Below are 13356 nucleotides of genomic sequence, written 5' to 3'. Positions count from 1 at the left end.
TGCCCGTGCACATGGTCGAGACGATCAACAAGCTCTCGCGCATGTCGCGGCAACTGGAGATGGAGCTGTCGCGCGAGCCCAGCAACGAGGAACTCGCCGAGGCGATGGGCCCCGGCTGGGACGCCGCCAAGGTCGAGGACACCCAGAAGGTGCGCCAGGAGCCCGTTTCGCTGGAGACCCCCATCGGCGACGAGGGCGATTCCTTTTACGGCGACTTCATCGCGGACGAGCGGTTCGTCTCGCCGGTCGAGAGCGCCAATCAGGTGCTGCTCTCGGAGGCGCTGGAGCGGGCCTTCGACCTGCTGGGCGAGCGGGAAGCCCTCGTCCTGAAGCTGCGCAACGGCTTTATCGACGGGCGCGAGCACACCCTCGAGGAAGTCGGGCAGTACCTCAACGTGACCCGCGAGCGCGTCCGCCAGATCGAGAACAAGGCCCTCAGAAAGCTCAAGTACCAGGAAGGCCACAACCGCAAGCTCCAAGCTTTCTTGGAATAAGCCCCGCCCCTGCCCGGCCGCCCTCCTCCCGTGGGGGCGGTCTTCTGCTGCCGGGCACAGGGGTGACTCCCGACCGGACGGGGAGGCGGAAGCGTCGCCACATCCGCGCGGGCGTGAGTCTCCCCTCCCCCGCCGCCGGGTGGGCCCGGATGAGGGAGGCAAACAGAAAGGCTTCAGCCTCGTCCCCTACAGTTCGGGCAGATGTCGAATCCTGGAACTTTGACGACAGGAAAAGCCGCCCGTCCTCCGAACCGGCGGTGGGCGGCCCTCGCCCTGGGCCTGTTGATCACCACGGGGGCGGCGCAGGGCCCGGGCGCCCGTCCCGCCGCTTCCGCCTCCCCTGCCCCGGCGACTCCCGCACGGCTGGAAGTCTCGCCCGACGGGCGGCGGCTGCAACACGCGGACGGGCGGCCCTTCCTGTACTGGGCCGACACCGGCTGGGAGCTGTTTCACCGGCTGAACCGCGACGATGCCCGCACCTACCTCCGCACCCGCCGGAGCCAGGGCTTCACCGTGATCCAGGCGGTCGCCCTGGCCGAGATGGACGGCCTGACGGTGCCCAACGCCCAGGGTGACCTGCCGCTGGCGGGCAAGGACCCCTCGCGCCCGCTGACCACCCCGGGGAACAACCCGGCGTCCCCCGGCGAATACGACTACTGGGACCACGTGGATTACGTCGTGGACGAGGCCGCCTCGCTGGGTCTGCACGTCACGCTGCTGCCGAGCTGGGGGCGCTGGGTGAACGACGAGCCCATCTTCACGCCCGAGTCGGCGCGCAGTTACGGCGCCTTCCTGGGGCAGCGGTACGGGAACAAGCCGGTCATCTGGATGCTGGGCGGGGACCGCAACCCGGAGACCGAGGCGCAGCGCGCGGTCTGGCGGGCGATGGCGGACGGGATCGAGCAGGGGTCCGGGGGCCGTGACCGGGCGCTGATGACCTACCACCCCCGCGGGGGCAAGACCTCGGCGGAATTCTTCCACGACGAGCCCTGGCTCGATTTCAATGTGTGGCAGACCGGGCACTGCCGCGACGTGCAGGAGGCCGCCCAGGTGTTGAGCACTTTCGGGCGCACACCGATCAAGCCGGTGATCAACGCCGAGCCGGTGTACGAGGACCACGCGGTCTGCCACGACCGGCAAAACGGCTTCACCGACGAGGTGGACGTGCGCAACGTCGCGTACTGGAGCATGTTCGCGGGGGCGGCGGGGCACGCTTACGGCCACCGCCTGATCTGGGGCTTCGACGTGTACGACGGGGACCGGGCCTGGCTCCGGGCGCTGGGGGCGCCGGGGGTGCGCCAGTTGGAGCACCTCAAGGCCCTGCTGGCGTCGCGCCCGGCCCAGGGACGGCGGCCCGACGCCAGCCTGGTGGAGGGGGGCTTCTCGGGCGTGCGGCCCGTGGTGGCCCTGCGCGGCCCGGACTACGCGTGGGTGTACCTGCCCGACGGCGGCGCGGCCACGGTGAGCCTCGAAGGCCTGGGGCGCCCTGTGCTGCAAGCGTCGTGGTTCGATCCCCGAACCGGGCAGACCACACGCATCGGCCCCGTCACCGCGCCGGGCCGGGCCACCTTCACGGCCCCGTCACGCGGTCGCGGCGAGGACTGGCTCCTGCGGCTGGAACCCCTCTGAACCCGGCCAGGGAGGGGGGCGCCTGGCCCACCCGCCAGCCCCGCTCTTTTCGACCTACGGGCGCACCTGTTCGAGCAGCCCGTGAACGTCCCACACGGTCCAGAGCGCCGCGATCCGCTCCCCGGCGATGTGGAAGAGCGTCATGCCGGTCATCGTGACCTGACGTGCGCTCAGTGGCACGCCCTCGAAGGGCCCGAGGTGGGTGGCGACGGCCCGCCAGCGCGTCAGGACCCGGTGGCCCTCGACCAGGGTCTCCTCCACCCCATACCGGACGTCGGGGAAGGCGGCGAGAAACGCGCCGATCACCCCTTTGGCCGCCTCCGGCCCCACGACACGCCGGCCGTTGACCTCCCCGACGTACTCCGGGGCCAGCAGGCCGTCGAGCAGGCCCGGATCGTGGGTGTCGTACATCTCGTAGAACCGGTGAACGGGAGCCAGGGTCACCTCGCGGGGTTCGGTCACCCCGGCATTGTGCTCCCATCGGGGCGGGGTGGGTGTGGCATCAGGAAACAGCGTCGTACACACGGAAAGACTCCCGGTCCCCTGACGTTCGCGGGCCCGGAGATTCAAAAACGCTCTGTCCGGGCCGTGAAGGCCCCTCTGATGTGGCCGGTGGACTGATTCTCGACTGGCGATCACGAGGGGCCTTCTCGTGGCTCCTGTGAGGAAAGAGGGGCATTGTGGCCTGAGGGTGTGATCCACTTCCAGCGTACGGCTCTCGGCTTCCGGCCTCAGGCGCCGTAGGCGTCCCGGATCTGCTCGGCGAACTCCGGGAGACGCAGTTCGGAGGCGGCGCGCATGACCTCCCGGTACAGGCCGTAGGGCTCCAGCTCACCCGCTTGCAGGGCGACCAGCAGGCGCCGCAGGTGGTCCTCGCGCAGTTCGCGCCCCACGAAGAGCCGCACCTGCGTGACCGCGCGGGCGGCCTGCTCGTCGGGGGGTAGGGCCAGGAACTCGCGCTCGACGGCGGTGGTGAGGCGCTCGGTCTCCTCCGCCTCGCGGCGGGCGAGTTCGCTGAGGCGGGCGCCCTGGACCACACGTCCCGGCTCGGGCAAGGCACCCCGGGGGTCAAGGTACTTGCCCTCGTCGTCGCGAATCACGTCCACGAGCAGGGCGCCCTTGTTGCGGGCCCGGTACCCGGCGCCCATCATCGCCTCGAACTTTTCCAGCCGCGCGGTGACGTGCCCCTCGCCCCGGTCCTGAACGAGTTTGCGGGCGACCGTGTGCGCCACCCCGTAGCGGCGCAGGGCGTCGATTACGGGGGCGTCGGGAATTACCTCGATGACGGGCTCGGGGGCGGGCGCGGTGGCGGGCAGGTCGCCGAACTCGTAGACGATCACGGTGTCGGTGCGGGTCCCCTCGTAGGTCACCGAGCGCAGGTAACCGCGTTCGAGCAGTTCGGTGTGGGCGCTTTCCAGGTTGCGCTTGATGCGGGCGGGCACCGTCTCGCGCAACTTGCACTCGCGGGCCCACTGCTGGAGCTGGATGCGGAAGACCTCGGCGGGGGCCTGCGGGTGTTGGGGGTCGTAGCGGTGGGCGTCGAGGACCCGGTAGAGGCTGCGGGTCAGCGAGCGCTTGAGGCTGAGGACGAAGGTCATGTCGAGCGGCTTGAGATACCGCTCGCGGATGCTCTGCACGACCGGGCGGGCGAGCCGGACCTTGAGGCTGGTGCCGCTCCCGAAGGACGTGTCCCCCTGCGTGTCGGCCATGATCTGCTCGATGATGTTGAACTTGACGGTCGTCCAGCGCTGCCGCTTGTGGTCGCGCCACGACTCGCTCGCCGTGTACGTCGCGCCCTTGAGGCGGTCGAGGCTTTCTTGCAACGACGCGTAGTACTGGCCCGAGTCGGGAAAGCCCGCCCGCTGGAGGAGCTGGTAGGCCGTCGTGTGGACCTCGCCGTCCTCGGGAGCACCCTGTTCGAGATACATCACGTTGAGGATCGTGGCGAAATCGCCGTCCAGGCCGTGCGGCACGCCCCCGTACTCGCTCGGCGAGATGCAGGTCAGCCGCGCGTCCCGGTTGTCGATGACAAACTGGACGTCCCAGCGGGTGTAATCGCTCGGAATGCGCTCCTGCACGCAGATGAGCCCCAGCCGCGCCGAGTTGGCCTCATCGAAGCGGTCGATGTCGGCGGGCGCCGTGGGCTTGACCCTGCGTTTCTTCTCCACGGATGTCAAGGGGGAGGCCTCCGCCCGAAACTATACCCGACCCTGCCCGGCCCGGTTCGCCCTGCCCTATGCACCCTTGATGTTGATTTTTAGGATGTAGTTCTCTTTTAAAAGATATTGATGATCAACATCAAGGGCGGGCGGCCCGGCCCGGCGAAACTGCGTGTCAGACGGCATCTGCAAAAAAAAGATGCCGAGTAAATCGGTACTTTCTGCCGAGTAAATCGGTAGTGAACAGTGTTCACATTCCGAGTAAATCGGTACTTTCTGCCGAGTAAATCGGTAGTTGGCGACCCAAAGATGCCGAGTAAATCGGGAGGGGGCTGTGGATAACTTTGGAAAGATGCCGAGTAAATCGGTACTAGATGCCGAGTAAATCGGTACCCCGGCGTGAATTGTTCTACCGATTTACTCGGCAGAATATGCACCAGATGCCGAGTAAATCGGTACTTCTTGCCGAGTAAATCGGTAGTTAGAGCCCGGGGACTACCGATTTACTCGGCATGTTCTCCAGGAGGCTAGAAGCCCACCAGGAGGGAAGATTGCCTATTTGGAGCCTCCGGCCCCTTTTTCGACATGCCGAGTAAATCGGTACCCCTTTGCATAAAGGCCTGGGGCCTTGAACTCCCCCACTGTGTCGGAGGCTTGGCCTGCGCCTGGACGGCGTTTTACAGCAAAGCTAGGGGATCTGCCGTCCCCTCTTCAGGAGGGGCGCTCGGCTGCGTCGAGGGCGGCCCTGACGTGGCGGTAGACCTCCCGCAGTTGCCCGAGGTCGCGGGGCAGACCGGAGCGCAGGGTGTCGAGGGCGCCCAGGACGTGTGAGGCGCCGACCATCCGCTCCTCCTCGGGCAGGGCCCAGTCGGGGAGCGCCACGGGGGTGACGGGCGCGCGGCGGGCCTCGTCCCAGGGGACCCAGGCGGCGGGGAGGTCGTAGAGGTAGCGGCCCACGCCGAAGTGGACGGCGCAGCGCTTGAGGGCGTCACTGGCCGCCGCCTTGAGGGTGCCCGCCTCCCCCTCGCCCGCCTCGCCCACGTCGCTGCGGGTGAGGCCCAGGACGGTCAGGCGGCCCCGGGCGGTGGGGGGCGTGCCGGGGAAGAGCTTCACGTCGAAGGCCCAGTCGCCCGGGCACACGGCGTCGAGGCGCTCCATCACCGTCCGGGCGTCGATGAAGGCCACCATCAGCGCCGACGAGCGATCCCGGCTCAGCGCCTGCGGTTTCCACGAGACGCGCCGGGCCGGAAAGGGGGCGGCCAACTGCTCCTTGACCTCCAGGTAGGACACGCCCGCAGGCTAGCGAAGCCCGGCCGTGGAGATGGGTGGCCGTGTAACGATGCGGGAGGGGCGCCTCGCCGCCCCCGGCCTCAGCCGCCCCTCCCCCTCAGCCGCCCCGCCGCCGCCCACGTGACGAGGGAGCCCAGCAGGGTGACCAGGAAGGCGAGCGTGAAGGCCCGGTCCAGCGGCTGGACCCGCGCGAGCAGCGCGCCCGCCGTCCCCGCCGCCACCGCCGTCATCAGGACCTCGATGTTCGCCAGTTGGCCGGAGAGCCGCCCGGAGGCTTCGGGGCGCACGCTCGACAGGGCGAGCAGGCTGTTGCTGTTGTAGCCCACCCCCATGCCGAAGTCGGCCACGATCCACCCCGCATAGGCGGCCCAGAGGGGCAGGTGCCCCAGCACCGCGAGGGCCGTGACGAGCAGACCCATGCAGACGCCCACCATCCCCAGGCGAATGCGCGCCGGGCGGGAGGCGGGGCCGAGGCGCCGCTCCAGGGCCGCCTGTGCCCACGAGCCCAGGGTCCACGTCGCGCCGCCGACGCTCAGCAGCCAGCCCGCCTGGGTGAGGCTCAGGCCGCGCAACTCGTGCAGGGCGAGCGGCAGGAAGGTGTTCATCCCGAGCAGCCCGAAGGCCGCCCAGCCCCGCAGCATCAGCCCCGCGGGCAGCCCGGGGGCGAGGCGCCACATCCCCGCCGGGAAGAGCGGGCGCGACGCGAGGAGGATGCCGCCCATGCCGAGCACGGCCAGGGGCACGGCCAGCGCGTCCGGGCGGCGCAGCCCCTCGACGAGCGCCCCCGCCGCCAGGGTCAGCCCCAGCGCGGGCCACAACAGGGGCGGGTCGGCAGACGCGGGCGCCCGCCTCTCCCCTCCCCGCAGCGGCAGCACGCACAGCGGCGCGACGACGGCGAGGACGGGAGTCAGCCCCCAGAACACCACCCGCCACGACCACGCGTCCGCGATCAGGCTGGCGATCAGGGGACCGACGAGGGCCGGGAGCAGCCACGCGCCCGAGAGCGCGGCGAGCATGGGGGCGCGGCTCGCCTCCGGGAAGCGGGTGCTGATCACGGCGAAGGGAAGCGCGGCCAGCCCTCCCGCCCCGAAGCCCTGCACGAGCCGCCCGAGCACGAAGACGAACATGGAGGGCGCGAGCCCCGCGACGAGCAGCCCGAGCGCGAACACCGCCAGGCAGAGCGCGGCCCCGAGCGCCGGACCCCGGCGGTCCGAGAACGTCCCGAACACCACCGCCCCGAACAGGCTGGAGAGCAGGAAAGCGCTCGACGCCCAGCCGTAGAGGGCCAGGCCACGCAGGTCGTCGGCGACGCGCGGCAACACGGTCCCCACCGCCATCGACTCGAACGCGACGACGAGGACCACGAGCAAAAGACCCGCGCTCAGGGCGCGAGGAATGTGAGGCGGGGCGGAGGCGGACGAACGCGCGGACGGCACAGACACGGCCGCTATCCTGCCACGCCCGGACGGGGGGAGAGCGGCATGGGCGCCACCCTCCGGCCCCGCTGTCCGGGCGGGACGGTCAGGCGGAGGTTTCCATCGCTCCCGCCGCCCCCCGGTACGCGGCCGCCGCCGCGAGCCCGCCCGCGAGGTACCAGCCCACCGTCAGGAGCGGGGTGAGCGGCGCCCGTGCCCCCGGCTGGTGCCCCAGCCCCAGCGGCCTCGGCAGGAGCGCGGCGCCCAGCCCCGCCGCCAGCCCGAGGGCCCCTCCCCGGCCCCAGGCGCCCCGCGGGTCGCCGACTCCCACGAGCGCGTAGTACAGGGTGTTCGAGGCGAGGTCGCCGAGCAGGGTCCAGCGGTAGAGGTCCTCACCCCGGGGAGGGTCCACCCCCACCGCGTCCAGCGACCGGCTCAGCGCCCGCTCGCCGATCACCTCCATGCGCGGCGCGTGGGGCATGATCTGCCGGACCCCCTCGTTGAGCAGCGTGACCGTGACCGCCCCGGCGATGCCGCCCGCCACCACGGGCAGCCAGCGCCGGAGCGCGGCGGCGCCGGAGTCGGAGGAGGCCTCGGCCTGGCGGGGCACACCGCCGTCGTGGATGCTGTCTTCGGTCATGATCCTCCCAGTACAGCACGGGAGGGGCGGCGTGCGTCCTTGGGAGGCTTTCAGGGGACGCCCTCTTTCACCGCCCCGCCCGGAAGGGAGTTCGATGACGACCGCTCGACCTGCACCCGCCTTCCTCCCCGCCTTCGCCCGGCTCGCGGCCGTGGGCCTCGTCGGTCTGCTCGGGCTGTACCCCACCCTGCTCGACCTGTTCGGACGCGTCGCGCGGGGCGAGGGGCCGCTGCCGAGCCTGCCGGGCGACCTCTCCCCCGCCCTGCTCGCGGCCCTCTCGCTGATCCAGCCCGGCGTTCTGATCCTCGGGAGCGTGGCGCTGGGGGTCCTCCTGGCCCCCAGGGTGGGGCTGCGCTCGGTGGTCGCCGGGCTCTCGGACCGGCCCTTCACCCGGGGGGACGGGGTGGCCGGGCTCCTGGTGGGGGCCGTGACCGGGGTCGGCCTCGTGGGGCTCGACGCCCTTACCCGGCCCCTGCTCGGCGCGGCGGGGGCCACCCTCAGCCTGGGCCGTCCCCGCTCCCTCCTCGAAACGCTCACGGGCGTCCTCTACGGGGGGCTCGCGGAGGAACTCCTGCTGCGCTGGGGGGTGATGACCTTGCTCGCGTGGCTCGGCTGGCGCGTCCTGTGGGGGGGACGGGGCGCTCCTGGGGCCGGGGTGATGTGGGGGGCGGTGATCGTCTCGGCCCTGCTCTTTGGCCTCGGACACCTCGGGGCGGCGGGGCTGGCGACCGAGCTGACGCCTGCCGTCGTGGCGCGCACCGTCCTCCTCAACGCGGTCGTGGGGGTGGCTTTCGGCTGGCTGTACTGGCGCCGCAACCTGGAGACGGCGATGCTCGCGCACGCTGGCTGGCACGTCACCGTGACGCTCGTGAGTTGGCTGGTCTGAGGCTCTCCCGTCCTCCCGCTTCCGCGCTAGGGTGGGGAGCCATGAGCCGCCCGAACATCGACTGGCCGACGCTGGGTTTCGACTACCTTCGGACCGACCTGCGCTACCTCTCCCACTGGCGGGGCGGCGCGTGGGACGGGGGCACGCTCACGGGGGACAACACGCTCCACATCAGCGAGGCGTCGAGCGCGCTGCATTACGGCCAGCAGTGCTTCGAGGGGCTCAAGGCCTACCGCTGCCGCGACGGCTCGGTCAACCTCTTCCGCCCGGACCGCAACGCGGCGCGGATGCACCGCAGCTCCGCCCGGCTGCTCATGCCGCCCGTTCCCACCGAAACCTTTATCGACGCCTGCCGTCAGGTCGTGCGGGCCAATCTGGGCTACCTCCCGCCCTACGGCACGGGCGGGGCGCTCTACCTGCGGCCCTTCCTGATCGGCGTGGGCCACAACGTCCGGGTCGCCAGCGCTCCCGAGTTCCTCTTCTCGGTCTTCTGCTTCCCGGTGGGGCCCTACTTCAAGGGCGGCCTGACGCCCACCAACTTCGTCGTCTCTCGCTACGACCGCGCGGCCCCCAACGGCACGGGCGCGGCCAAGGTGGGCGGCAACTACGCGGCGAGCCTCCTCCCCGGCCAGGAGGCGCGGGGCCAGGGTTTCGCCGACGGCATCTACCTCGACCCCGAGACCCACACGAAGATCGAGGAGGTCGGCTCGGCCAACTTCTTCGGCATCACGCGGGACGGGAAGGTCGTCACCCCGCGCTCGCCCTCGATCCTGCCGGGCGTCACCCGCGACTCGCTGATGTATCTGGCGAGGGAGCGTCTGGGGCTGGAGGTCGAGGAGCGGGACGTCTACGTCGACCGCCTGGGCGACTTCGCGGAGGCCGGGGCCTGCGGGACCGCCGCCGTGATCACCCCCATCGGCGGGGTTCAGCACGGCGAGACCTTCCACGTCTTCCACAGCGAGACCGAGGTGGGCCCGGTGACGCGGCGCCTCTACGACGAGCTGACGGGCATCCAGTTCGGCGACGTGGAGGCGCCCGAGGGGTGGACCGTCAAGGTGGAGTGATCTCCTCCGGTGCGGGGCTCAGGTCGTCTCGCTGACGGCGCCGAGCGCCACGGGCCGCTCTTCCCCCTCGGGCACATCGTCGAGGTTCATCGCCCGCAGCTCGGGGGCGAGGTAGGCGGTCAGGCCCACCACGAGCAGAGTGACGACCCCGCCCAGCCACACGCTGCGGGCCGTGCCGAGCAGGCTGGCGGCCACGCCGCTCTCGAAGGCGCCGAGTTCGTTGCTCGCGCCGACGAACATGCTGCTGACCGCACTCACCCGCCCGCGCAGGTGGTCGGGGGCCCTCAGCCGCAGGGTGGCGCGCCGGATCACCATGCTGATCCCGTCGAACAGGCCCGCCAGCACGAGCGCCGCCACGCTGAGGGCGAAGTTTCGGGAGAGCCCGAACACGACCATGCATACCCCGAAGCCCGCCACGGCGGCGAGCAGGGTGCGCCCGGCGCCCCGTCCCGGCGGGCGGTTGGTCGCGTAGAGCATCACCGCCAGCGCGCCGACGCTGGGGGCCGCCACCAGAATGCCCAGTCCCTGCGGACCCACCCCGAGGATGTCCGAGGCGAAGATCGGCAACAGCGCCACCGCCCCGCCGAAGAGCACGCTGAAGAGGTCGAGCGCCATGCTTCCCACCAGCACCTGCCGCCGCAACACGAAGGCGAGCCCCTCCTTGATGCTCTGCCACACGGGCTCGCCGGGAGTGAAGCGGGGCCTGGGCTTGGGCCGGATAGAGGCCACGCAGACGAGCGCCACCCCGAAGAGGACGGCGGCGAAGAGGTACGCGCCCCCCGCTCCCAGCACGGCATACAGCACCCCGCCGAGCGCCGGGCCCGAGATTGCCGCCACCTGCCACACGCTCGCCTGCCACGCCGAGGCCCGCAGCAGGAGATCGCGCGGCACGACCTGGGCCTCGAAGGCCGGAAGGGCGGGGTCCGAGAAGCCGCGTGCCAGTCCCAGGCAGAAGATCAGGGCGAGAATGGGCCACACGCCGCTCCCCGTCCCCAGCGCCGCGTACCCGGCGAACAGGAACGCGCACCCGACCTCGACGCCCGTCGTGAGGAGCAGGATGCGGCGGCGGTCGTTGCGGTCGGCCACCACGCCCCCGAAGAGGGCCAGGCTCAGCGCCGGGATCGCCTCGACCAGCCCCAGGAGGCCGAGCGTGAGAGGGTTTTTCGTCAGTTGATAGAGCTGATAGGCCACGGTCAGGGCCACGGCGCGGCCCGCCAGGGTGCTGCACAGGGTCGCCAGCAGGAGCGAGCGAAACTCGGGCAGCCGCAGGACGGCCCGGTTGGAGGAGTCGGCGGCGGGGGCAGACATGGGCGAACTCTAGCGGGCGAGGCGGGGCCTGGAAGTCCGTCTGCTTCGCTCTTCAGGTTTTCCCCTGGTCAGAGGCCGGAACGCGGCGCCCCAGGCCAGGGGTGACCACGGTTGGTGCTCGCAAACCGCCTGCGTGAAGCTCTTGCCCCCTCCCGCTGGGTCCGGCTTATCTTTCCGGAAAGATAGATCGAGGAGGGGTCCATCCCCCGGCCTCCCAGCCTGTTGTGGGGTCGGGTATGGGCCCTTTTGTCACCTCGGCTCTACTCCTGCAGCGGACGCCGGGCGCGTGCGTTAGACTCGGCCCAATGCGTGCCATCACGTTTTTCAACCATGCGGGCGGCGCGGCGAAGACGAGCACGGCCCTGAATGTGGGGTACACGCTCGGGGCCGCCGGGTACCGCGTGCTGCTCATCGACGCCGACCCCCAGGCCAACCTCACCCGCTGGCTGGGGGCGGAGGTGCCGGACGGCGAGAGTGCCAAGCTCGACACTCTCTATGCGGCGGTTCTCGGCCCGGCGGAGGAGTTGAGGCTGCCCGAACCCGTGCGGGTCCACGGGCTCGACCTCGTGCGCTCGTGCCTGGACCTCGCGGAGGTCGAGCCGCTGCTGCCCGGTCAGGTGATGGGGCAGATGCGGCTGCGAACGGCGGTCCGGCACCTCGCCGCCGAATACGACTTCGTGCTGATCGACCCGCCCCCCAGCCTGGGGCAGCTCTCGACGCTGGCGGTCCTCGCGGCGGACGACCTCGTGGTGCCGGTGCCCGCCGGGAACAAGGGGCTGGAGGGCCTGACCGGCGTGACGCGTATGGTCGCCACCTTCCGGCAGGTCGCGGTGCCTTCTCTCCGAATCGCCCTGATGGTGCCGACCCGGGTGGGCAACACCAACCTCAGCCGCGAGAGCGTCGAGGCGCTGCGGGAGGCGGGGATCGCGCCCGTGAGCACGCCCCTGACCGAGCGCCCCAGCGTGTACCCGAACTCGCAGCTCCAGGGCCTCCCCATCGCGCTCTACGACCCCAGGAACCCCGCCGTCGCAGAGGTGCAGGCGGTCACGCGCGAACTGCTCGAAGTGCTCGGGGAGGTGCCCCATGCCCAGACGCGACCCTGACGCCCGGCGCGGGGCCCTCGGCGCCCTGGTGGCGAACCTGACCCCGGTGGACACCCGTGAGGAGAGTCCGCGCGAACTCCCCATCGGCAGCCTGACGCCCAGCCGCTTCCAGCCCCGGCGCCACTTCGACGAGGCCGCCCTGCGAGACCTCGCGGCGAGCGTAAGGGAGCGGGGGGTGCTTCAGCCGCTCCTCGTGCGCCCGGCCCCCCAGGGGTACGAGATCGTCGCGGGCGAGCGACGCTGGCGGGCGGCGGGGCTCGCCGGGCTGGCGACCGTGCCCGTGGTCGTGCGCGACCTCAGCGACGACGAGGCGCAGGACGCGGCGGCCGTCGAGAACCTCCAGCGCGCGGACCTGAACGTCATCGACGAGGTGGACCTGATCGTCGCGCTCGCCTCGCGTGTCCTGGGTCTCCCGGCCGGGGAGGTGCCCACTCGCCTGCACGTCCTCGTCAACCGGCCGGGCGAATATCCGGAGGACGTGGTGCGGGTGGAAGCGCTCTTCACCGGCCTGGGGCGCGGGGCGTGGACCTCCTTCGTGAAGAACAAGCTGCGGGTGCTGCGCTGGCCCGGGCCCGTCCTCACCGCCATGCGTGAACACGGCCTGGGTTACAGCCTCGCCGGGGTCGTCGCCGCCGCGCCCGGGGAGCGTCAGGCGGAACTGCTCGACCTCGCTCTGGGCGGTGCCACCAAGGCCCAGCTCCGCGAACGACTTCTATCTTTCCGGAAAGATAAGCCGCAGGACCCCGCCACGCTCGTCGCCCACGCTCTCCGGGACAGGCGCCGCCTCGACGCGCTGGGGGCGAAGGAACGGCGGCGGGCAGAGACCCTGATCGGGGAACTCGCGCGTCTCCTGGGGGAGTCCAATTAGACACTCCTGAGATTCGCCTTTCCAAAGGGATGCGGGCAGCGGGGCCGTGATTGGCCCGCGCTGCCCGCATCCTTTTTGGATTCGCCGGGACACCTTGCCGGGATCAGGAATGGGGGAGAGGTGGAGTCGTCCGGCTACTCCTCGTCCCGCCCGTGCATCTCGGCGGGGGGGTGGGTGGCCTCGACCGCCGTAAAGGATTCGAGAATCTTGTAGCGGTGCTCGGCGTCCCTGGGCACCACCCAGGAGTCGCCGGGTTCGAGGAGGAGCATCGAGCCCGAGATGTGCAGCTCGGCGCGGCCCGAGATCACGAACCCGACCGTCTCATAGGGGCGGGCGTGAGGGGCGTCACCCTCCCCGGGTTGCTCGTCCTCCCAGAGCCGCATGGACATGGACTTGCCGTTCACCAGATACTTCTGGCCCAGCTTGCCCTTGGGAGAGGCCTGGGAGTTCACCTTCTTCACGGTCGTGTCAGCCATGGCTCCAGTATTGGGGGCAGCAGG

13 protein-coding genes (1 of these 13 cut by a window edge) are annotated in these 13356 nt (G+C 71.0%); 6 read left to right on the top strand and 7 right to left on the bottom strand.

Annotated elements, in window-relative coordinates:
• Nucleotides 1-494, top strand: the final stretch of a protein-coding gene (rpoD, locus tag IC605_RS07170; protein WP_343216532.1) for an RNA polymerase sigma factor RpoD. The gene continues 733 nt to the left of window position 1, outside the view; only the last 494 of its 1227 coding nucleotides appear in the window; its start codon lies beyond the left edge, outside the window; the stop codon is at nucleotides 492-494.
• Between the two features lie 219 nt (nucleotides 495-713).
• Nucleotides 714-2123 carry a glycoside hydrolase family 140 protein gene (locus IC605_RS07165; protein WP_216320966.1) on the top strand — a complete coding sequence of 470 codons (1410 nt, stop codon included), beginning with the start codon at nucleotides 714-716 and terminating at the stop codon, nucleotides 2121-2123.
• Nucleotides 2124-2177: 54 nt separating this feature from the next.
• On the opposite strand, the gene IC605_RS07160 is transcribed toward IC605_RS07165, so the two are convergent.
• The 5 genes from IC605_RS07160 to IC605_RS07140 form a co-directional block, all read right to left on the bottom strand.
• Nucleotides 2178-2585 (bottom strand): ester cyclase, encoded by a 408-nt coding sequence (locus tag IC605_RS07160; RefSeq protein ID WP_216320963.1) that lies wholly within the window; start codon nucleotides 2583-2585, stop codon nucleotides 2178-2180.
• A gap of 269 nt (nucleotides 2586-2854) precedes the next feature.
• Nucleotides 2855-4291: a replication initiator protein A gene (locus tag IC605_RS07155; RefSeq protein ID WP_343216534.1), complete on the bottom strand. Its 1437-nt coding sequence runs from the start codon at nucleotides 4289-4291 to the stop codon at nucleotides 2855-2857.
• 702 nt (nucleotides 4292-4993) lie between these two features.
• Complete coding sequence (locus IC605_RS07150; protein WP_216320957.1) at nucleotides 4994-5572, bottom strand: Rad52/Rad22 family DNA repair protein; 579 nt, start codon at nucleotides 5570-5572, stop codon at nucleotides 4994-4996.
• 80 nt (nucleotides 5573-5652) lie between these two features.
• Nucleotides 5653-7014: an MFS transporter gene (locus tag IC605_RS07145; RefSeq protein ID WP_343216531.1), complete on the bottom strand. Its 1362-nt coding sequence runs from the start codon at nucleotides 7012-7014 to the stop codon at nucleotides 5653-5655.
• A 79-nt stretch (nucleotides 7015-7093) separates the two neighbouring features.
• Nucleotides 7094-7627 (bottom strand): hypothetical protein, encoded by a 534-nt coding sequence (locus IC605_RS07140; RefSeq protein WP_246580504.1) that lies wholly within the window; start codon nucleotides 7625-7627, stop codon nucleotides 7094-7096.
• Between the two features lie 94 nt (nucleotides 7628-7721).
• Here IC605_RS07140 and IC605_RS07135 point away from each other — a divergent pair, with 94 nt between their 5' ends.
• Both IC605_RS07135 and IC605_RS07130 read left to right on the top strand, forming a co-directional pair.
• Complete coding sequence (locus IC605_RS07135; RefSeq protein ID WP_216320954.1) at nucleotides 7722-8513, top strand: CPBP family intramembrane glutamic endopeptidase; 792 nt, start codon at nucleotides 7722-7724, stop codon at nucleotides 8511-8513.
• Nucleotides 8514-8554: 41 nt separating this feature from the next.
• Entirely contained in the window at nucleotides 8555-9577 is a 1023-nt protein-coding gene (locus IC605_RS07130; RefSeq protein WP_216320951.1) for a branched-chain amino acid aminotransferase, read from the top strand.
• 18 nt (nucleotides 9578-9595) lie between these two features.
• Here the strand turns inward: IC605_RS07130 and IC605_RS07125 are convergent, their stop codons facing one another.
• Nucleotides 9596-10885 carry an MFS transporter gene (locus IC605_RS07125; protein WP_216320949.1) on the bottom strand — a complete coding sequence of 430 codons (1290 nt, stop codon included), beginning with the start codon at nucleotides 10883-10885 and terminating at the stop codon, nucleotides 9596-9598.
• Between the two features lie 305 nt (nucleotides 10886-11190).
• On the opposite strand from IC605_RS07125, the gene IC605_RS07120 reads away from it, so the two are divergent.
• Nucleotides 11191-11988 carry a ParA family protein gene (locus tag IC605_RS07120; protein ID WP_216320945.1) on the top strand — a complete coding sequence of 266 codons (798 nt, stop codon included), beginning with the start codon at nucleotides 11191-11193 and terminating at the stop codon, nucleotides 11986-11988.
• Nucleotides 11969-12856, top strand: coding sequence for a ParB/RepB/Spo0J family partition protein (locus IC605_RS07115; protein ID WP_216320943.1), 888 nt, complete (start codon nucleotides 11969-11971; stop codon nucleotides 12854-12856). The genes IC605_RS07120 and IC605_RS07115 overlap by 20 nt, the downstream gene beginning before the upstream one ends.
• Nucleotides 12857-12990: 134 nt before the next feature.
• Here the strand turns inward: IC605_RS07115 and IC605_RS07110 are convergent, their stop codons facing one another.
• Complete coding sequence (locus IC605_RS07110; RefSeq protein WP_216320941.1) at nucleotides 12991-13332, bottom strand: cupin domain-containing protein; 342 nt, start codon at nucleotides 13330-13332, stop codon at nucleotides 12991-12993.
• Nucleotides 13333-13356 lie beyond the last annotated feature (24 nt).

This window comes from Deinococcus aestuarii, assembly GCF_018863415.1.
Classification (GTDB): domain Bacteria; phylum Deinococcota; class Deinococci; order Deinococcales; family Deinococcaceae; genus Deinococcus; species Deinococcus aestuarii.
Note: the sequence above shows the minus strand (reverse complement) of the source record. Positions and strands in the feature narration are given on the sequence as shown.